At 59.9% G+C, this 20085-nt stretch carries 13 protein-coding genes; 3 read left to right on the plus strand and 10 right to left on the minus strand.

The features are described from left to right. Nucleotides 1-24: 24 nt before the first annotated feature. The gene (locus MRBLMC3_RS04685) at nucleotides 25-1548 is read left to right on the plus strand and encodes a carboxylesterase/lipase family protein (protein WP_363826230.1); all 1524 of its coding nucleotides are present in this window, start codon (nucleotides 25-27) and stop codon (nucleotides 1546-1548) included. Between the two features lie 10 nt (nucleotides 1549-1558). Here MRBLMC3_RS04685 and MRBLMC3_RS04690 read toward each other — a convergent pair whose 3' ends face one another. The 3 genes from MRBLMC3_RS04690 to MRBLMC3_RS04700 all read right to left on the minus strand — a co-directional run bounded on the left by MRBLMC3_RS04690 (nucleotide 1559) and on the right by MRBLMC3_RS04700 (nucleotide 6845). After that, on the minus strand, nucleotides 1559-3136 hold the full coding sequence (locus MRBLMC3_RS04690) for a GH39 family glycosyl hydrolase (protein WP_363826232.1): 1578 nt from the start codon (nucleotides 3134-3136) through the stop codon (nucleotides 1559-1561). 20 nt (nucleotides 3137-3156) lie between these two features. After that, on the minus strand, nucleotides 3157-5772 hold the full coding sequence (locus MRBLMC3_RS04695) for a glycoside hydrolase family 2 protein (protein ID WP_363826234.1): 2616 nt from the start codon (nucleotides 5770-5772) through the stop codon (nucleotides 3157-3159). Between the two features lie 314 nt (nucleotides 5773-6086). Further along, entirely contained in the window at nucleotides 6087-6845 is a 759-nt protein-coding gene (locus MRBLMC3_RS04700) for a hypothetical protein (protein WP_363826236.1), read from the minus strand. Nucleotides 6846-6916: 71 nt separating this feature from the next. Between MRBLMC3_RS04700 and MRBLMC3_RS04705 the strand changes: the two genes are divergently transcribed. Then, nucleotides 6917-7639 carry a hypothetical protein gene (locus MRBLMC3_RS04705; RefSeq protein WP_363734586.1) on the plus strand — a complete coding sequence of 241 codons (723 nt, stop codon included), beginning with the start codon at nucleotides 6917-6919 and terminating at the stop codon, nucleotides 7637-7639. Between the two features lie 218 nt (nucleotides 7640-7857). On the opposite strand, the gene MRBLMC3_RS04710 is transcribed toward MRBLMC3_RS04705, so the two are convergent. The 5 genes from MRBLMC3_RS04710 to MRBLMC3_RS04730 form a co-directional block, all read right to left on the minus strand. Then, nucleotides 7858-9375 carry a tryptophan 7-halogenase gene (locus MRBLMC3_RS04710; protein ID WP_363754823.1) on the minus strand — a complete coding sequence of 506 codons (1518 nt, stop codon included), beginning with the start codon at nucleotides 9373-9375 and terminating at the stop codon, nucleotides 7858-7860. Next, a complete protein-coding gene (locus MRBLMC3_RS04715) occupies nucleotides 9372-10901 on the minus strand; it encodes a tryptophan halogenase family protein (protein WP_363826239.1) in 1530 nt (509 codons plus the stop codon). Before MRBLMC3_RS04715 ends, MRBLMC3_RS04710 begins: the two co-directional genes overlap by 4 nt. Nucleotides 10902-11015: 114 nt before the next feature. Further along, on the minus strand, nucleotides 11016-14417 hold the full coding sequence (locus tag MRBLMC3_RS04720) for a TonB-dependent receptor (RefSeq protein ID WP_363826241.1): 3402 nt from the start codon (nucleotides 14415-14417) through the stop codon (nucleotides 11016-11018). Between the two features lie 264 nt (nucleotides 14418-14681). Then, nucleotides 14682-15692, minus strand: a complete 1011-nt coding sequence (locus tag MRBLMC3_RS04725) for a zinc-binding alcohol dehydrogenase family protein (RefSeq protein ID WP_363754829.1) — start codon at nucleotides 15690-15692, stop codon at nucleotides 14682-14684. A gap of 57 nt (nucleotides 15693-15749) precedes the next feature. Then, nucleotides 15750-17195 (minus strand): alpha-L-fucosidase, encoded by a 1446-nt coding sequence (locus tag MRBLMC3_RS04730; RefSeq protein WP_363826242.1) that lies wholly within the window; start codon nucleotides 17193-17195, stop codon nucleotides 15750-15752. A gap of 243 nt (nucleotides 17196-17438) precedes the next feature. Between MRBLMC3_RS04730 and MRBLMC3_RS04735 the strand changes: the two genes are divergently transcribed. Next, entirely contained in the window at nucleotides 17439-18218 is a 780-nt protein-coding gene (locus MRBLMC3_RS04735) for an IclR family transcriptional regulator (RefSeq protein ID WP_133652229.1), read from the plus strand. A 180-nt stretch (nucleotides 18219-18398) separates the two neighbouring features. On the opposite strand, the gene MRBLMC3_RS04740 is transcribed toward MRBLMC3_RS04735, so the two are convergent. Both MRBLMC3_RS04740 and fucP read right to left on the minus strand, forming a co-directional pair. Then, nucleotides 18399-18743 carry an L-rhamnose mutarotase gene (locus MRBLMC3_RS04740; protein ID WP_363826245.1) on the minus strand — a complete coding sequence of 115 codons (345 nt, stop codon included), beginning with the start codon at nucleotides 18741-18743 and terminating at the stop codon, nucleotides 18399-18401. Continuing rightward, complete coding sequence (gene fucP / locus MRBLMC3_RS04745; protein WP_363826247.1) at nucleotides 18743-20050, minus strand: L-fucose:H+ symporter permease; 1308 nt, start codon at nucleotides 20048-20050, stop codon at nucleotides 18743-18745. The genes MRBLMC3_RS04740 and fucP overlap by 1 nt, the downstream gene beginning before the upstream one ends. Between the last annotated feature and the right edge of the window lie 35 nt (nucleotides 20051-20085).

Consider the following 20085-nt stretch of genomic DNA (forward strand, 5'->3'; position numbering starts at 1 on the left):
AACGCCAGATCAGGGGAGCAGCCCATGCGCAAATTGAAAGCCCTGCTGGTGGCGGGACTGCTTGCGCCGGTCTGGCCCGGCTCCGCTCTCGCGCAAACCGCAACCCCGCCGCTTGAGGTCAGCGGCGGGGCCATTGTCGGAACGCGGCAGGCGGGTGTTGACGAATATCTGGGCGTGCCCTTCGCCGCGCCTCCCTTGGACGATTTGCGCTGGCGAAGGCCCCAACCGGTCGTGCCATGGACAGGCCAGCGTGAGACGCGCGCCTTTTCACCCGCCTGTGCACAGACCGTGACCTGGGTTTCCAACCCCAAGAGCGAAGACTGCCTTTACCTGAACGTCTGGGCGCCGCGTGAGGCGAAAGACCTGCCTGTCATCGTGTGGATCCACGGTGGCGCCATGAAAGGCGGCACACCCACCCAGCCCAACCAGCATGGCGCCAATCTGGCAAAGCGCGGTGCCATCGTGGTCAGCCTGAATTATCGGGTCGGCGTTTTCGGTTTCTTTGCCCACCCTGAGCTCAGGCGCGAATCGCCAGATAATGTCTCGGGCAATCAGGGCATCCACGATCAGATCGCCGCCTTGCGCTGGGTGAAGGACAATATCGCTGCCTTTGGCGGCGATCCGGGCCGGGTGACGATCATGGGCAGTTCGTCCGGCGGAGAATCGGTCGCCGTGCTGGTCGCTTCGCCGCTTGCCAAAGGCCTATTCCACAGGGCCATCGCCCAAAGCGGGAACGATGCACTGCCGATCAACCCGGAGGACAGTCATCGCTTTACCGACAATCGTACCGCCGAAGCAAATGGCGAGGTGTTCGCCAGGACGGCTGGGGCCACCAATCTGACAGCCTTGCGCGCGATGAGCGTGGAACAGTTGCAACAGCACATCTGGCAACCGAACGTCCACATTGACGGGCACCTGCTCCGTTCCGACATGACCACGACCTACCGCGACGGTGTGCAGAACGACGTGCCGCTCCTGGTCGGTTGGAATGCGGAAGAAAGCAAAGACCTGACCGGCGGAACCACTTTCGACGCCAGGAATAGCGCCGGGTTGATGGGCGAGCTTTTGCCCCAGTCCCCTTCACCCGCGATGCTGGCCGCCTACCCCGCCACGACCGATGCGCAGGCGCGGGAATCGATGGTCCGGTTCGTCAATGACTGGTGGGGTTGGCGGATGGTGCACTGGGCGCGGTTGCAGGCCCGGTACGGACGCTCCGCACCCTATGTCTACTATTTCGCGCACCAGCCAACCAAAGCGGCTGGCCCATGCTATTATGCTTGCGGTGCGGGGCACGGCACCGAAATCCAGTATCTGTTCGACAACCTCTCGGTCGATCCGCGCGCGTGGAGCGAGAAGGATCGAAAACTTGCGGACCAGCTCGCCGAAACCGTCATTGCCTTTGCCAGCACCGGCAAGCCGGGCCGCAAGGGACTCCCTAAATGGCCTGCGTTCGATGGCTCGAACGCATCGATCCATGCGATTGGCGATGCGCCGGAACTGAAGGCGCATCCCCTGCCAGACTTTTCTCTGTTTGCCCCTTTGCCTTAAGCCAGGGCGGTTACTGCCGGTCGAGTTTCACCAGCAACATGTCGTTCGTCCGGATATCAAGCTTTTGCTCGAACCGACCATCGACGCCGACCTTGACGGTCCGGTCCAATTCCGGCGTGTCTCGGGTCTGAGCTTGCAGGCGGGCCAGTTGCTGGTCGGTCAGCTTGTCCGGCCGTCCCCATTCCATATAGGTGGTGTAGGCGTCGTTAGCCCGGTATCCGGTTCGGTACACGCGCAAGCGATAGGAGCCCGGCTTTATTGCTGCCAGCGACAGGCGCACCGGCTCCAGCTTCTGCGCAGGATGAATCCGCGTATAGTAAGGCCGGTTGGACAGCTTTTGATCGGGGATCGTGTAGTTCCAGATCAGTCCGGAGAAATTGTCGCCATCACGGGTCAGCCAGCTTTCCTCATCGCCGTTCCGCAACTCGGATTTGCCCAGCTGCGAAAGGTAGCGATAGGCGAAGTAGGAGGGCTTGCGCACACCCTCGCGCGTGAGCAATCCGAAGCCCCCATGAAAGGGTGTCGGCGGCGGCCCTGCTTCCTCGAACAGGTCGCTATAGACCCAATAGCTCATCGACTGCGCCGTCTTCTCGGTGCCCTTCAGCTTGTTGAGAATGAACGCCGCGTTGAGATAGGTATCGTGTATCGGGTCACGCGGATTGTAGCTGGTGCTCCATTCGGTGATGTAGAGAGGCAAGCCGGGAAAGGGCGAACGGTCGATCTCCCCGCGCACCTTGTCGACATCGTTGATGACCGCACGGCGATCGAGCACGAGCCGGTTGTCGCCCTCACCCTTCTCATCGAAGAAGCCCCCGGCAACGCCATAGGTATGGGTCGTCACGAAATCGACGGGTGAACCGACCTGCCTGGCGTGCGCAAGGAACTCAGGAACCCAGGCTGCCCCGGCAGTCGCCGGGCCGCCCACCTTCAATTCGGGATCGACGCCTTTGATCGCGCGGACGGTCGTGTCGTAGAGTTTGAAATAACTGGCCTGATCCCCTTTGGTCCAGAAGCCGTCGAGGTTCGGCTCATTCCACACCTCAAAACGCCAGCTGCGCACTTCCTCGCGGCCGAACCGTGCTTCCATGTCCCTGGTGAATGCGGTGATGAAATCCGACCACTTCTGCCAGTCCTTGGGCGGCGAACCGTTGCCCTTCCAGTGAAAGATCGTGCGGCTGTCGCTGGCGAGGTCGGTCGGCATGAAGCCGACCTCGACGAACGGCTTGATCCCCGCTTTGAGCGCGTTGGCATAGACCTGTGCCACCCGGTCGAAATTATAATAGGGTCGTCCATCGATCTCGCGATAGGCATCGGTGTCATGCAGGAAGATCGCGTGGAAGCGGATATAGCGGAATCCGATCTCGCGCTGAGTCAGTTCCAACTGATCGACATTTTCACGCCGCAACAACAGTCCGCCATGGTCCGCGCCCACGCTGTCGCGCCACATCTGGTTGGTGTCGCCCGCGATTGCGCTCATATCGGCCGCCACTCGCCGGTCCGCCTGTGCCGGCGTGCCGGCAAGCAGCGCCGCGGCCAAAGCCAGAGCCAGAGACGGCTGCAGCGCGCGCCGGTTGACCATTTTCATCATCCACATTCCCCTTGTTCTTGTCAGTTCTGCAGGGCGCCAGTGACCCGCAATTCAGAGATCCCGACTATCGCGTCCTTGGGCGGCCAGAAACGGATGCGCACGCGTCGTCCAATGACGGGCTCGGTTTCGAGCTTCCGCGTGATCGCGTCTTCCATGCCCGGGAAATTCTCGGCAAGCTTGCGCCACTGCCCCTGCTCATCGAGAATTTCAGCCATGAAGCCATAGGGCGCCGATTGCGGGAAGGTGATGGTCAGGGAATGCACCTCAACCACCCGTTCCAGGTCGATCGCAAGGGTCATTTCGCCATCGCCCGGTGCCGGACTCCAATAGGTTGACGGATCGCCGTCATTTGCCAGGCGCGAGCTGTGCGCCGGCGCACTGCTGCTGGCGAAGGTCGGGTTGTTGAGCCCGAATTCGCCATCTCCTGGGCGTTCGCTCTGCTGCCTGACAAAGGCCGTGTAGGGGCGCGGCGCGGCAAGCGCGGTCTTTCCGGGCACGAATGGCGGGCCCTTCAGCGTTCGCACTGTCGCCAGCCCGTCCTTGAGCCCCGGCGAAGTTGCGCGCAGCCGGGTAATCCCGGCCTGCCAGCTGCGCAAGGCGATCGCCGCCTCGCCATCGCGGATCTCGATGCCGCTATCGGGAGCAAAGTCGATGCTGCGCCCGGTGGGCAACTCGCCCGGCCCGGCCTCTATGCTCAGCCGGACCGGCGGGCTGTTGCTCAGCCGGCGTCCCTGGCTGTCGACCACGCTGACGATCACCTGCACGTCGTCGGTGCCGTCGCCGCGCGTGATGGTGGGGGCGCTGGTCGTGATCCGCAAGGCCGCCGGTTCCCCGGCAACGGGCCAGACCGGCGGTGGCACTCCGGCATAGGCGTTGCGATACCAGTAATATTGCCGCTTGGGCAGGCGGAAATAATCGATCATACCCATGCCGCCGAACCGTTTGCCCGCGATCGAGCCATGATCGAAACCCGCCCAAATCACCTCGCCCGACCGCCAGGGCAGCCGCCACGAACCTTCCTTGGTCTTGTCCGCGCCGCGGGTATTGACCAGATCGTCCCAGCCCGGTTCATATTTACCCGGCCGATTGGTCATGGTGGTGCCATATTCGGCGACGAAATTGGGAATGCCGGGATCGGCAAACAGGCTGGCGCCGTCGCCATTATAGCCGGCAATGTCGCCCAGCTTGTCGATGTCGCCGCGCTGCGCGCCATCGATCGCGGCAGGACGGGTCGGATCAAGCTGATGCGTCAGCGCGACCATTTCCGAAAGCAGCCGCCGCACGTCCGGCATGGTTTCGGGCGCAGTGAAGAACGCTTCATTGTCCATCCCCCAAACCACGATCGAAGGCCGATTGCGGTTGATGCGGATCATCTCGGTCAATTGCTGCTTGGCGTTCGCGTCGAACTCTGCGCGATGAGCGGGATCAGTCGGATAGGCGGAAGCACCCCACGGATTGCGGAACCCCGCCGTTCCCCAGAAATTCATTTCCGACAGGAACATCACGCCAAGGCGATCGGTGGCCTCAGCAAAATGGGGATCGTGCGGATAATGTGAGCCGCGGATAAAATCGAACCCCGCATCCTTGATCATTTTGACGTCGCGTTCGATCGCGCCGTTGGTGACCGCATCCCCCCAGCCCGCCTGATCCTGATGAACGTTGGCGCCGCGGAAGTAACGGTGCTTGCCGTTCAGGAAGAAGCCGCGATCCGCGGTCCATTCAAACCATCGGAAGCCGAATTCGGTGTCGAACCGATCCCGCTCGCGGCCATTCACGATCAGGCTGGTGATCGCCCGGTACAGCACGGGACTTTCCGGGCTCCACAAGCCAGGCCACGCTATGGGCGCGGACAATTGCCGAGCGATCGCCGTGCTGCCCGGGGCTACCGTCAACCGCTGGTCGGGCAATGTCGATATGGCTCGACCATGGCCGTCGACCACGCTCGTCCGCACCGTGACGTCGGCAGACGTCGCTCCAGCATTGCGAACCTCGGTCTCGGCCGCGACCCGGCCGGAGGACTCCGACAGTTCCGGTGTGGTGATCCTCGTTCCGGTCCAGGGCACATGCACTTCGTCGGTCGTGACCAGCCAGACGTCGCGATAGAGGCCGCCGCTGAACACATGCTCACCCGCCCTGGGCGGTAATGTTGGCTGCCATTCGTTGTTGACCAATACCGCGATTACATTGCGTCCTGGGCGCACCGCCTTGGTGATGTCTACCGGAAAACCGGTATAGCCGCCCTTGTGCCGCTCGATTTCGACGCCGTTCACATAAATCCGCGCGTCCTGAAAGGCGCCCTCGAACTCCAATTCCAGGCGCCGTCCCACGGGAATCTTGGCGAGGTGGAAGGATTTGCGGTACCATCCGTCGCCGGTGTAGAAGTCGGGCGCCCGAAAATAAGGCATGCTGAAGCTGTGCGGCAATCCAATCCGTGCCCATGCTGCATCATCGAAATTGGCCGCCTCTGCCCCCCAGTGCGATCCCAAAGCGAAATGCCAATCGGCATTAAAGATGGTCCGTGTCCGTCCTTCCGGAATGGCGATTACCGTCTTCGCTTCCTTGGCAAAGGCCATCGGACATACGAACGACATGGTTGCAGCGACAACGCAAAGCAGCAGCCTCAAACTTCGTAACATGGTTGAAACTCTTGCTCCCTGCTTCGCCCGCGACGGTCGCCGCCATCGCCTGACCAAACACCTTATTTCGAACGCAAAAACTTTCGCCGCCCGATGGCAACTGAGCGACGCACAACTTGTCCTGACGCTGATTTTCGGTGCCGCGTCCGCCCCACCTTCGCCTGTCCATCCGACAAACGAAAATGGTCCAGGGTCATCAGCAAATCCCATAAGGCAGTCGCCGCCGCCACGGATTGGAGGCGCAACCACAACGCCAGGGCAATACCCCTCCAAATCCATCGTTCCAATTTGGGCAACGCTGCCGGCGAGCGATGCTATTTGTTGATCGCCGCCTTCAGTTCGCTGGCCGTAATGCCGATCATCAAGCCCTTCTCGTCCTTCGCGAAGGAGTTGAGCGCCATTTTGACCTTCTTCCCATCGGTGACCACGACAACGCCGGTGTCGAGCACTTTTTCGACCGTGCCAATCGGCACGCCCTCGCTGTCACGAATGACGGCACCCGGCGTCATGTCCGCGGCCGTTGCGTCGACGATCTTGGATTCCTGCACAGCGGGAACCGAGGTATTTGCAATGGCGGCCCGGAATTCGTCGGCCGAGATGCCGATCATCAACCCGGCGGAATCCTTGCCAAAAGAATTGATGGGCAGCTTGGCCAACCTGTTGTCGGCGCTGACAACAGCGCCATCCTCATCGAGTTCCTTGATGGTTGCGACCTGGACGCCATTTTTGTCCCGCACGGCCGCCCCAGGGACGAAATCGGCCGGAGTAGCGAGAATCGGGCCGTTTTTCCTTTTTGCCGCGCGACGGTCGCCTGGACTGGAAACCTTTACGCCCTCATTGACGATCCGGTTATATCCTTCGACCTGAGCCCTGTCGTTGCGGGCGGCCGCAGTGCTGTCCACCGTTCCCGGCAACGGCCCCGTAGGTATGGTCTGGGCGATCGCTGGTTCAACCATTGCCGCCGCGAAGGTTGCTGCGGTAAGGATTTTCCATGTCATCGGTTCTGTTTCCTCTCTCATTTTCTCAGCGGTCCAGGCAGATTTTTCGGCAGTTCCACTGGCGAGCCGGATCATTGACGCAATTGTCTGATTTTTGTACCTGTAACAGCAGCACCCCATATTGCACAACCGAAGGAAGCAAGTTCATGCGTTTGCGAAAACTCTTTTTGGCTGCGGCGGCACTTTCGGTTTCTGGCGCGGCGCTGGCCAATGGCTACATGGTGAACCTGCAGCCTGCGAATGGCGCTACGGTGAAGGGCCACGCCGGCCTCCACGCGGTGGATGACAAGACCGATCGCGCCCTTGTACGAATTGTCGCCCCCGGCCTTGCAGCCGACAAACGGGGAACCATCCGGGTTCTCGTCATGAACCTCGGAACCGAGCCGTTTGAATTCGGCCCGGATGATGTGACTCTCACCCTGGCCGATGGTTCCGAACTCAAGAAGGTCCCGCTCGCGGAGTTTGATCGTGGCTATGGCCTCATCAAGCGGGAGCAGAACCGCGCAGCAGCCGTCACCGCACAGAACAACAGCACGCTGTCGTCGCTGATGGGACAAACCCAATCGGGGATGCCCGGCAACTCTCCCGCGGCGGCTCCAAATATCGGAACGCGCCAGACCGATTTCGAATCGCTCAGGCGCAATCTCGATGACGAATATCTGCAACCCGGCGGCAAGACACTGGACGCCCTTTATCAGCTGCTGATGCCAGACCAGGTGGCTCCTCAGGCTGCTTCGGGAGGATATTTGGTGTTCGAGATGCCGAAACGGAACAAGAAGTCCACGGCCGATGCCGATCTTCCGATCACGATTACCGTTCGCACCGGCGACAGCATCCATCACTTCACAGGTGTACTCAAGCGGAGCTGATCGGCTACGATCAACCGCAACCCCGAAGCCCGCATGCGATCTGGTCGGTCCGACCAGATCGCATGCGGAGGACTTGGATCGAGTGCCTTCGGGCAAAGCACCTCGCCTCCACCCCTTTCTATGATCCGCTCGTCGGGGAGCATCAAGCCGGCGCACGCCCGAACACTTTGACGCACCGGGGCGACGAACGACTTCGAAGGCGGACACGCTGCGGATGTTCACAACTGTTCCTGTCGCAAAGGAGCAGCTCGCGCCTGACCTTGCTGTTGTGTCGGTGCGATAAAATCTTCCACTGATGGAAAAGCTTCGACCTGGCTGATGACAGCTTTCATTCGCAGGTGCACTTCGGCAATCTGCTCGCGCTCTTCGATTGCATCAAGCCGGGGATCGAAGCTTTGCGGCATCAACCCGTGACCGATGAACGAACTGGCCCAGCTACTCGTCTGAAACGTCTCGAAATCATTGAGCGGAACATGCCCTCGCGCGGCGAAGATATCGAGTTTGCGTTGCAAAGTTTCAGGTACGGCCGTTTCGCGACAACGGTCCCAGAACAACTCTCCAATCCGGTGATTGAGCTTGTAATGCAAGATCTGGAAATCGCGCAGATTGGAAGCGACACAACGAATGATGTCGTCATAGGTCTGCGCTTCGGGAAACTGCCCCGCTTCGACTGGAAACAGCGCCATCAGTTGCGAGATGCAATTATGAGTCATATGCAACTGCACGGCATCAAGCGGCTCAAGTGAAAAGGCGGCTTCGCCGATGGCTACGCAGTTCCCTACCCAACAGCGACGACGAATGCCCTGGTTGAGCGGCGACACTGCCACCTCGCTGTTAACCGGCGCCCGCGCGAGGCTTGGCAGGCTTTGCGCCATTTCCTGGTCGGATATTTGGCGGCTGTCATATACGGCAACGACGCTCGTGCGATTCTGCATCGGAAAGAGCCCGATCCACCCCTGCGCGAATGCCGAAATCTGGCTGAACGAGGGTAGCGGCTGAAGTGTTCTGGCCGACGCGACCATGACACGGTCGCATGGCAGCCATTCACGCCAGGACTCCAGTTCGGTGCCCGGCAAGCGACCGATCAGCCGCCCTTCCGGTCCGGAGGCATCGACAAACAGGTCGGCCTCCACCCGTTCACCGTCATCAAGCACGACAGCCGCGATCCGGTCCCCGTCGACCTCGACGTCCGCAAGCGTGGCCTCCTTCGCTGCAATGCCCAGCCCGAGCGTGCAATGCCGCAGCAGCACGGCATAGGAGCGGGCATCGATGTTATAGCCGAATGTCGCGCGGAGGGAGGCGCCGTCCTGCGGGACAGGGACACGGCCAGCCCGCGCTGCCATGGCAGCGAGCGAGAAAGCCTCGAACTCGGACCGCAGTCCATCCTGGCGGGCCTTGGTCCAGAAATGCGTAAACTCGAGGGGCGCATCAGCGATTTCACGATCATAGCCGTGGAGAAACGGGGCGCCAGCGCCGCCCCAGCCATTGAAACGCTGGCCCGCCACAGGCACGGCCTTGCACGTTGTCCACACGAGCCGATCGTTCAGGCCGACACGCAAATGATAGCCGTCCAGAGCGGGAAGCGCGGAATAGCAATCGGTCGCTTTCAACAGGCTGGGCAGTTCGATCACCCGCACCTTGACCCCTGCGGCGCCCAGCGAGCGAACAATTGCCGCGGCAGCCATCCAGACGGGAGCATCGCGGCCGATCACCACCACATCGTTTACCGGCCTCACGGTCTGACCTCCTCGGTAACCGCAGCCAGCGGGGATTCCGGCGCGCAATAATCGGCGATGAAATCATCGTGGCTGGGCATTTGCCCGACCTTGTCACGGATCATGGTGCGCAAGGCATCCAGACCGGCGATCATGTCATCCTCCGGCTCTGTATCTGCCAGCCGGCTATAGCCCTCAGGAACAAGACCCTGACCAACGAACACGCTCAGCCAACTCGGCGGCGAAAACAGCCCATGATAGCGCTTTATGATCCCGCTGTGGCGGAAGATCTCGATCTTGTGGTTTAGGCTGTCAGGAACCTCCATGGCGGCGCAATAACGCCAGATTTCGGCGTCATCGCGCGTGTTGAGCTTATAGTGCAGGATCAGGAAATCCCGGATCCGTTCATACTCCATGTCGATCAGGCGGTTGAATTCATCCCGCAGCCGCGGGTCGATCCGCTTTATCGGGAGTAATGGCAGAAGCTGGAGGACCGCGACCTGAATAAGGTAGATGCTGGTGGATTCCAACGGTTCCAGGAATCCGCTGGCAAGGCCGATGGCAACGCAGTTCTTTTCCCAGCTGACGACGCGCCTGCCCGCCTGGAACCTGAGCATGCGCGGCTCTGCCAGAGGTTTGGCGTCCAGGCTGCGTAGCAGCGAAGCGGCCGCGTCCTCCTCCTTGATGAAGGACGATGAGCAGACATAACCATTGCCGGTACGATGCTGCAAGGGGATGCGCCAGCGCCAGCCGGCCTCCATTGCCGTGGAACGCGTGAACGGAGTAAACTCGCCGCGCTCGCTGGGAACGGCAAAGGCACGATCGCATGGCAACCACTTGGACCAGTCTTCCCACGCCACCCCAAGAGTCTTGTCGAGCAGCAGTGAGCGAAAGCCGGAACAATCGATAAACAGGTCGCCAGTAATCGACTCTCCGGATTCTAGTGTCAGCGAACGGACATCGCCGCTTTGCGGATCGCGAACGATTTCCCGGACCTTGCCTTCGGTGCGGATTACCCCGCGCTGTTCGGCAAGTCCACGAAGAAACACGGAATAAAGACTGGCGTCGAAATGGTAGGCGTAGGAAAAGGTCGACTCGATCGCCGCCTGATCCGTGCTCGGAAAGTTGAATCGGCGCATTCGCGCTGCTTGCACGGCGAACGAATATTCCTGAATATCGGATTCCCAGCCGCTGCGCAGGGCTCTTACCCATCGATGATGAAAGACGTGGGCCGTATCGGCCGTTCCGTGCGCGCCAAAGGGATGGATATAACGCGAACCCTTCGTACCCCAGTCGACAAATTCGATGCCAAGTTTGAACGCGCCCTTGGTGGCCCGCATCATTTCCGCTTCATTGACGCCAATCGCGTCGTTGAAATTCTTCATTTGCGGCAGCGTCGCCTCGCCGACGCCAACAATTCCGATTTCCTCTGATTCAACCAAACGCACGCGGCAACGGGACGAAGACAGAAATGTCACGAGAGCGGTTGCTGCCATCCAACCAGCCGTCCCACCACCCAAAATCACGATATCCAGAGGTTCGCTCATCCTAAACCATCCGTCCGCATGAGGCCGTTGTGAAATCTCTGGCTACAAATTCATGGCCAAAAAAGAAAGGGGGCGTCACCCGCAGGAGCGCCCCCTATTCCCGCTCCGCTTGTCTTAGCCGCCCATCTTCCACCGCACGCCGAAGGTGAACCTGCGATCCTGCCGGAACCAGCTATTCTGCATCAGGATCATCTTGCCTTCAGGGCTCTGTGAATCGGACATCTGCTGCTCGGTTACAGTCTTGGTATTGAGCAGATTGCTACCCTCGATGCTCAATTCGATATTCTTGTTCACGCTGTAGCGGATCGATCCATCGAGATAGCCCAAGGCCTTCGACCAGACCGGCAAGCCGACGCAGCAGTCGGCGGCGGTGATAAGATATCGACTCCGCCAGTTGTATGCGAGCCTTGCGCCGAACGGCCCCTTCTCAAACAGGCCGACGAGGTTGAAGGAATGCTTCGACAGCCCTTCGAGCGATCCCGGATTGATCGTGCTGGGCGTGTAAACCCCCGGCCACATGGACGCCAGGTTCGAATTCGGCACACCCTTGTTACGGATGAAGGTGTAGTTGGCCTGTATGCCGAAGTGATTGAACGGTTCGGGCAAGAAGTCGAAGAAGCGGTTATAAGCGACCTCGGCGCCCTGGATCTTCGCGCCCTTGCCGTTTGCAGGGCCACTGACCTGAACCGTCCGGGTCACGCCGTTATTGGTAACTTCAGCAAAGAAGCGCCCGAACTGGATATAGTCATAGAACTGCTTATGGAACAGCGCGAGACTGAACATGCCGGCATTGGCAAAATAATGCTCAAGCGACACGTCGAATTGCCAAGCAGTGGTTGGCTTCAGACGCGCATTGAACGCGCTGGCCATATATTCAGGTGCCGCGCCTATGATATTGCCCTGCGCGTCCTTGATCCACCGCGGATCATCAGGCGAAGTGCCGGGCAAGTTCTGACTGACACTCAGATAGCTTCTCAACAGTCCCATATCGGGTCGTGACATTGCCTTCGACGCGGCAAGACGCATCACCCATTTGGGCGAGAAATCAAAGCGCAGGTTGAAGCTGGGCAGGATATGATTCTGCGACACCTTGATGTTGATGGGCTTGCCTGTCCCGTCACCCATGGCAAACTGGACATCTTCAGGAGACATATAGCAGATGGAGCTATAGGGTACCTGGACAGGCTGGCCTGGTTGCGGCGGCGGCGGCGGCGACGCATTGCCGGTCAACCCGCCCGGAACGAGCGGAGTGGACGGACAGGCAGTTTCCGGGCTGGCCTGAAGCCGCGGATACTGTTCAAAGCCCAAGCTCTTTACACGCGTGTTGATGTAACGCACGCCGATATTGCCGCTAACCCTTACCCCACCAATGTGCAAGGTGTCGTTTCCGCCAAACTTCACCATCAGATAAGCAGAGCGGGTCGTTTCCGACACGTCGGCGATTTCGTTTTGCGCGAAACAGCTGTTGGGCATTTCCGTCGGAACGCCAGTGCCTGGCTGACCATTACGGCTACAGACCGGGATAAAGGAACCGATACCACCCGCGCCGGTAACTGGATCAGGATTTGAAATCTTGTCGCGGCTGAACAGGTCAAGCTGGTGATTGGCAAGGAACGAGAAAGGAACATGTGGGAACATGCCAAGCGAGCCGCCGAAGAACGGATTGCCAAACTCTCCCACCTTGTAGAAATTCGCGGGGTAGCCGTTGAACGTCGTCGTAACGCCATTGCTGGTGCACGATCCCGGCTTCGAATCCGCGTTGAAGTAGATGTACTGGCAGCCTTGCGTCCAGGTATTGGCAATGTTGGCCCAGTTATAGGAGCTGCCTTGCACCCGCTGATCGCGATCGGCATAGCGTACGCCGAACTTGACGGTATCTGCCCAGTCGAACGGAGTATTCCATTCGCCGTCGAAGCGCATGGCCACTTCCTGACCCGAACTGTCCTGAACATTGTCCGCAAGGTCGTGGATATAATAGTTGTTTGGATTCGAAAGTCCGCCCGGAGATTGGGCGATGTTCGTCGGCGCGTTGAATGCCAAAATACGCGGGTGCGTACCGAGGTTGTCAAGTTCGACATCTGCCCATGACGATAAAGTCAGTGCAGCATCGTACAACTTGATAGTCGAATCGACATATTGTGCGTCGAAATTGAACCGAAGATTATCGGTCGCCTCATATTTGAGGTTGAACCCGCCTTCCTGGGTCATATTCTGACCTTTGGAATAGCGGTTGCTTGCATTGACGCCTACACCGTGCTGGTCAGATGCCGAGCAATAGCCCTCAGGGTAGGTGTTCCACCCATAACAGCTACGGATCATGGCGGTGCCATCCGAGTTGAGTGCCATGTTGGCTTCATCCGCCGGAGGACCCCACCAGCCGCCAGCCATGTTGAATGTGCCGCGATCAATGAAGCCATCCTGCCCGAAGGTAAACGGGTCGGTCCCCGGGGCTGGCACTGGAATGTCGCTGTAGCCCGGCTGGAAACGGTAATTCGGATCGGAGCTGGGAATTCCGAACATGTTGACGCCAACGCCATGCTCGCGCATTACATTGTTATAGTTCGAGCGAATATACTGGAAAGTCGCTAGCCATTTCTGGTCGTTGCTTCGCCATTGCGCGGCCGCAGCAACACCCGTCCGCTTACGCTCATATGTGGTGTCCAGCATATTTACGCCAGTCGGAATGACGACAGCACCTGGTCCAAACTGGGCGTTGACGTCCTGGCTGCCGGAAATCATACCTCCAGTAAAAACGCCCGCGCGGTAGGACTGCAGACCCAGAGATGCAGTATTGACGTGCGAGTAGGCGACATGCCCCATAATACCGATTTCACCGATTCCGGTGTTCCAGCGATTGCTGTAATATGCGTTGAGATCCGGTGACCATTTCTTGGCCGCGTCTCCATAATTGGCCTTGGCACCGATCTGTATCAGTTCCCCCTTCGCGTCGAAGGGAACGCGCGTACGCAAGTTGACCGAACCGGCGATACCGCCCTCGATCAGGTCCGCCGTCTGGTTCTTGTAGATGTCGACGCCGCCCAGCAACTCCGCCGGAACGTCACTCCACGACAGGCCTCGACTACTGTTCGCAGAGAAGGTGTCGCGGCCGTTGAACTCGTTGCGGACCTGCGGGAGGCCGCGGATGATCACGCCGTTAGGTTCGGCAGAGAAGTGCGCGGTGTCACTGCTCACTGCGAAACGGTTGACCGTGATGCCGGGCACGCGCTGCAAAGCCTCCGCAACCGACTTGTCGGGGAAGGCACCGATATCCGTCGCCGTGATGGAGTCCATCACGGTGTCCGCATTCTTCTTGCGCACGGCAGCCGTCTGCAACGCTCCGCGCAAGCCGGTCACGATGATCGTGGAATCCGAGCCCGAATCTTCGGCTTTTTTGCTGGTTGCCGCGTCCGTGCTTTGCGCGAATGCCGGCGTACTTGTCGCACAAATGGCCAGCGCGAGCGACGACGCGCCCGCAAACAGCATCCCATTTGAATGCATGGAAACTTTTCCCATCATGCCCCCTCCACGAGGTTGGCCCCCAACCGAGCCATCAGTTATAAAATCCGTTAGACAATCGCGCATCGGATCAAGCCGATATCACGCCAGACGAACCCTCGAATCATTTTGTCCGAGTAATTGAATAGGTAACCAAATTGGTCGTTTAGCGCAAGGCTCTGCAAGAAAAATAATCCTCAGACATTTCTACCCTCCTGGCGTTTAAAGCGTTGTAGTTCGAACCATCAGACTGATTAAATTGTCGATAAATCAAATATTTATGACTCACATGACCACAATTGCCTTGAGGACGGAATCAGCCTGATCGATCAGGTTGGGCAGATCGCGCGGCAGGTCGTTCATCGCCACGCTGTGCGTATGAAGAGCACGCATCGGCAACTTTCCACTGCATATGGCAGCTATTACTCTGTCAAAATCACCCGCAGTGGCGTTTCGGCTGCTCAGCAAGGTCGTTTCACGCTTGTGAAATTCGGGATCCGGGAAAATCAGGTCATCCTTGACGACGCTCACCAGCACATAAGTGCCGCCGTGCGCAACATAGGCAAGTCCTGCGGACATCGCCTGGATGTTACCCGTCGCATCGAAAACGCAGTCAAAGAATTCTCCGTCCGTTGCCGCCGCCAGATCAGCTTTCAACTGATCGGAAACCAACAATGTGTGAGCAATGCCAACCTTCTCGCGCGCATGATCAAGCCGGGCCTGCCGCGTGTCGATCAAGGTCACATCCGCACCGTCGAGCTTCGCGAACAGCGCCACTGCGACGCCGATCGGTCCTGCCCCGACAACCAGCACACGATCGTCGCGGCGCACAGCCGCGCGAGACACTGCATGAGCGCCAATCGCGAGGAACTCAACCATCGCAGCGTGGTCGGGCGACAGCCCGGTAGCGTCTATCAGTGCCCTTTCCGGCACAAGCACATATTCGCTCATTGCACCGTCCTGGTGCACGCCAAGAACGGAGATGTTGCTGCAGCAATTGGGCTTGCCGCGGCGGCAGGCACGGCATTCGCCGCAGGCCAGATAGGGATTGACGGTCACCAACTGACCAATGCCGAAGGCGGAATCTTCCCCGGTCGCGGCAACCGTGCCTGAAATCTCGTGCCCCATCACCCGCGGGTAGGAGAGGTAAGGCTGGGTCCCCGAATAAATATGATAATCGGTACCGCACAAACCGACCCGCGCGATCTTCAGCAGAACTTCACCCGGACCGGGCTGAGGCCGGGCTCGTTCTATCACCGAAAGCGCGAATGGCGCGTCGCACAGAATCGCCTTCAATGGCCGCGTCCCGGACAAGACCCTTCACCACCCATCTTCACTAAACTTTCCTTCCTATCATGCGAAATCGATCCGCAGGGCGCTTGCCAGGCGGCTCGGCAGTCGGTCCGGCAGCGTCACCGTCAGGGCCGCGCTGTCCTGTTGGAAATGGAGTTGCGCAGGATTGCCCAGCAATGTGACGCGCCTGATCCGACGCTGGTCATGGGGATTGCCGGCGGCCAGCGACGCGATCGAAACGCGACCGCGCGGTTCGCCCAGAGTGATCGCATAGAGGGCCCCACCACCTGTGGTGAACCGTATGTCCTGCGCCGTATAGGCCACGTCTTCCCGAAACATCCCGTCCTGCGTTTCGGTCGGCCCCTCGCCGTGGATCTTCCACGGGCGCGTGCCATGGATAGCGGCGGCGTTGACCTTCATCCATGCGGCCAGTTCGACCAGCAGCTGGTCGGATTCCGGCGGCAGGCTGCCATCGGGATAGAGCGTGACGTTCAGCAAGAGATTGCCGTTCTTGCTGACGATGTCAGCCAGCAGGCCGATGACCGTCGCTGTCGATTTATGGGGAAAGTTCTCGCTGAAGAACCAGTCCGCGTTGGACGTATCGGTCTGCCAGGGCCGATCCTGAATGCCCTTGAGCACCCCGCGCTCTACGTCCTGCACCACCGCGTTGCGATGGAATTCACCGGAGCCGGTCTGCTTGCAATTATAGACCGCTTCAAGCTTGCCGGTCCGCGCTATGCTGCTGTTATAGAGATGGGCGAGCAGGCTGCGCCCGGTCTCCCCGAACGGCAGGCCGCCGTCGCTGTACAACAGGTCGGGCTGGTAGCTGTCGATCAGATCGCTGATCCGGTCGAACCAGTGGCGGTGAAAGGCCGGATTCTTGGTATACCAGGACTCCGGGGTATTGATGAACGGTTCACCCCGGTTGTCGTGGTAGAGGTCGGCAAAGCGGGCGTCGCTACCGTCATAGGATCGGCCGAGCATAGGCCAGAACTGATCATATAGGTGGCTGGGATGCCACCAGGTATAGCTTGCCCCCAGATGCTCGGACACGCCAAAGCGCAGCCCCTGGCGCTTTGCCGCCGCCTGCCATGCACCGACAATGTCGCGTTTCGGCCCCATCTCCGCCGCATTCCAGCGGTGATGGCGCGAGCGCCACAGATCGAAATTGTCGTGATGAACACCCATGGAGACGAAATATTTGGCTCCCGCCGCCTTGTATTTCGTCATCAGCGCATCGGGATCGAACCTCTCCGCCATCCAGAGCGGAATGATGTCCTTATAGCCCTTTTCCGAAGGATGACCGTAGGCCTTGAGGTGATGGTCGTAATGCGGATGGCCGGGAACATACATGAAGCGCGCATACCAGTCGCCCTGCCCCGGAACCGCCTGGGGACCCCAATGTGCCCAGATCCCGAATTTGGCGTCGGCGAACCAGGAAGGGACTTCATAATTGTTCAGACTTGCGACCGACGAATCAAAACGGCCGCCGGCGATCCTAGCCACGCCCTGCCGCGCACTGGCGCTCGCAGGAGGGAGCGCCGAACCCAAGGCAGCCGCCAACGGTGCCCCAAGTAATTGGCGCTTGGTAAAGCCCGACATCCGATTCTCCCCTGATGCGCACCTCTATGAGGTGATCGTCTGCATCTGTTTGCATATTTACAAACATATTTTCAAGTTGCAATTGAACCTTCGATTGACGAAATCGGATGACGGTGCCGCCATCGAATGCCAGGGGGATGAACGAACGTGCCGCGATCCGAACTCAAGCGCGCCTACGCGGCACCAGCAGTCGAAAAGACCTTTGAGGTTCTCGAATACCTCGCCACCCACCCCAAAGGGGCGCTGGTCAGCGAAATCGCCGCCGATCTGGGGCGAACGGTGGGCGAGCTTTTCCGGATCATCGTCGTGATGGAGAATCTGGGATATTTGCGTAAGTCCCAGACAACAGACCGATACACGGTGAGCTACAAGCTTCTGGACGTTGCGTTCCGGGCCACGCCATCGCAGGATCTGGTGCGGGCCGCTTTACCTGAAATGCAGGGGCTGGCGCTGGAAACGGGCCAATCCTGCCATCTGGTGGTGCCCGCCACGGGTCACGGGATGGTCGTCGCGCGTGAGGAGCAGCCTGGCACGCGAGGATTTTCCCTGAAGGTCGGTACGATCGTTGACATCCTCAAAAGTTGTTCGGGCCAGGTGATCCTGGCCTATTCCAACCAGGCACGGGTCGACCGGATCGTGCGCGAGGTTGAGGAAGAACGGCATGTGACGGTCGACCGCGAATGGCTGGCGGAGCGGCGGGAGGCGATCCGCCTGGCCGGTTTCGACAGTCGTCCCAGCCCGATAACCTACGGCGTCACCGACATCAGCTTCCCCATCTTCGGTTTCGACAAGGATGTGGTTGCGGCCCTGACCATTCCGTTCCTCTCATTGATCGACGGGTCGCAGAAGGTCGAAATGGACGCGGCGCGCGACATGCTGCGCCGCACGACGGAGCGGATTTCCGATCGGCTGGGCTACCAGCCCTAGGACGGATCGACATTCAGATGATGACGAGCCGAAAATGGTGGTTTTTCGTGACCCGGCGCGCAGCCTACTTCCAGTAGGTGAGCACCGGAAGCACGAAAGGCCAACATTTGCAGGCCGTCAGGGCTGAATGTCGATCCGTCCTAACCGTGCTTGCGCGCTTCCCCAGCGGAAACCATCGCGTCAAACATCCTTCCGCAGATGTTCAGCCAGCATGAAAATGCGTTCGGCAGGCTGCCATTTCACGCCATTGCCGGCTGACGGCACCGGTTTCTGGAACCGGTCCATCTGCGCCTCCCAGGCCTGGGATTCCGCGCTGCCAGTCCGATCCTGAGGCTCCACGTCGCCCGCAGTCTCCGTAATCATCACCAGCCTGTCGCCGGTACGATAAATCTCCATCAGCGTATTGCCGGCATCAAGGATGTCCTGCAACACCCGCGCGGGCACGTTGCCCGGTCGATGCCACCGCTCATATTCTTCCGCCAGCGCCTCGTCGCTGAGATCGAGCACATAGACCTGCCGTGCCATCAGGCTCCTCCCATCGCCATGTTACGGGTGACCCGGCGACCGAACCAGGCGATCACCAGGAAACAGACCAGCGGCACGAACATCGCCATTGCCAGCGAATGAAGCCGCTCCGCCATAAGGCCGGTCAGCGGCGGGAAGATGGCTCCGCCGATAATAGCCATGACAATCAGCGAAGAGGCAATTCGCTTGTTCGGCCCCAGTCCGGCAAGGCCGAGCGTGAAGATGGTCGGGAACATGATCGACATGAACAGGCTGGTCAGTCCCAGCGCGACGACCGCGATCATTCCTCCCGCGCTCATCGCGACGCCGCACAGCACCGCCGCGATCAATGCATAGCCCGTCAGCAGTCGCGGTGCCGGGACATAGCGCATGAGCCCCGCGCCGGCGAACCGCCCGACCATGAACAGAAACAGGCTGATGCCCAGCCATTGCGCGGCCAGTTTCTCACCAATGTCGGTCTGGTCCTGAGCGAAATTGATGAAATAGCTCCACACCGTCACCTGTGCGCCGACATAGAAGAACTGGGCCAGGATCGCCGCCCGCAGGCGTGGGCGGCGCAGCGCAGCGCCCAGTCCGCCACCGGATTGATCGGTACCCTGCCCTTCGGCGATCACGGGAAAACGCGTCAGCGCCACGATCGCGGCAAGGGTGAGGACAACGGCAGCCAGCGCAAGATAGGGCAGCCGTACCGCAAGGGCTTCGGCCGCACGATAGGCTTCGATCTGCGCGGGTTGCATGGCCGACAATTCGGCGGCGCTGTGCTCGATGCCCGAAAAGATCAGGGCGCCGCCCAGGAAGGGCGCGATCACGCCGCCAAGCCCGTTGAAGCTTTGTGCAAAAGTCAGGCGCTGCGCCGCGCTCTCCTCCCGACCCATGGCAGCGATCAGCGGATTGGCCGCGGTTTCCAGAAAGGCGAGGCCCGCTGCAATGATGTAGAGCGCCACAAGGAAAAAGCCGAAGGCGCGCACTCCGGCCGCCGGCCAGAACAGCAGCGCGCCGGCCGCGTAAAGGCCAAGCCCCGCGATGATGCCTGCCTTGTAGCCGTGCCGGGCAATGAACCATCCGGCAGGAAGGGCGAAGGTGAAATAGCCGAAGTAGAAGGCCGTCTGGACCAGGCCCGACTCCATCCGCGACAGTTCCAGCGCCTTCTGGAACTGCTTGATCAGGATATCATTGAAATTATTGGCTATTGCCCACATGAAGAACAGGCTGGTAACCACCGCGAAAGCCACCAGGAAGCGGCGCTCTACCAGGGTCGCCCGGCCATCGGCATGGCTCTTTGACGGCTCTGCTGCTTCGTAATGCATGGATGACACTGCGCACCCTCCCCTTTTTGCTTTTC

Source organism: Sphingobium sp. LMC3-1-1.1, from assembly GCF_040676285.1.
Classification (GTDB): Bacteria; Pseudomonadota; Alphaproteobacteria; order Sphingomonadales; family Sphingomonadaceae; genus Sphingobium.

What these genes read in the sequence shown, in the direction of transcription:
- MRBLMC3_RS04685 (WP_363826230.1), top strand. Translation starts at nt 25, where the DNA reads ATGCGCAAATTGAAAGCCCTGCTGGTGGCGGGACTGCTTGCGCCGGTC.
- MRBLMC3_RS04690 (WP_363826232.1), bottom strand. Translation starts at nt 3,136, where the DNA reads ATGATGAAAATGGTCAACCGGCGCGCGCTGCAGCCGTCTCTGGCTCTG.
- MRBLMC3_RS04695 (WP_363826234.1), bottom strand. Translation starts at nt 5,772, where the DNA reads ATGTTACGAAGTTTGAGGCTGCTGCTTTGCGTTGTCGCTGCAACCATG.
- MRBLMC3_RS04700 (WP_363826236.1), bottom strand. Translation starts at nt 6,845, where the DNA reads ATGATCCGGCTCGCCAGTGGAACTGCCGAAAAATCTGCCTGGACCGCT.
- MRBLMC3_RS04705 (WP_363734586.1), top strand. Translation starts at nt 6,917, where the DNA reads ATGCGTTTGCGAAAACTCTTTTTGGCTGCGGCGGCACTTTCGGTTTCT.
- MRBLMC3_RS04715 (WP_363826239.1), bottom strand. Translation starts at nt 10,901, where the DNA reads ATGAGCGAACCTCTGGATATCGTGATTTTGGGTGGTGGGACGGCTGGT.
- MRBLMC3_RS04720 (WP_363826241.1), bottom strand. Translation starts at nt 14,417, where the DNA reads ATGATGGGAAAAGTTTCCATGCATTCAAATGGGATGCTGTTTGCGGGC.
- MRBLMC3_RS04740 (WP_363826245.1), bottom strand. Translation starts at nt 18,743, where the DNA reads ATGGCACGGCAGGTCTATGTGCTCGATCTCAGCGACGAGGCGCTGGCG.
- fucP (WP_363826247.1), bottom strand. Translation starts at nt 20,050, where the DNA reads ATGCATTACGAAGCAGCAGAGCCGTCAAAGAGCCATGCCGATGGCCGG.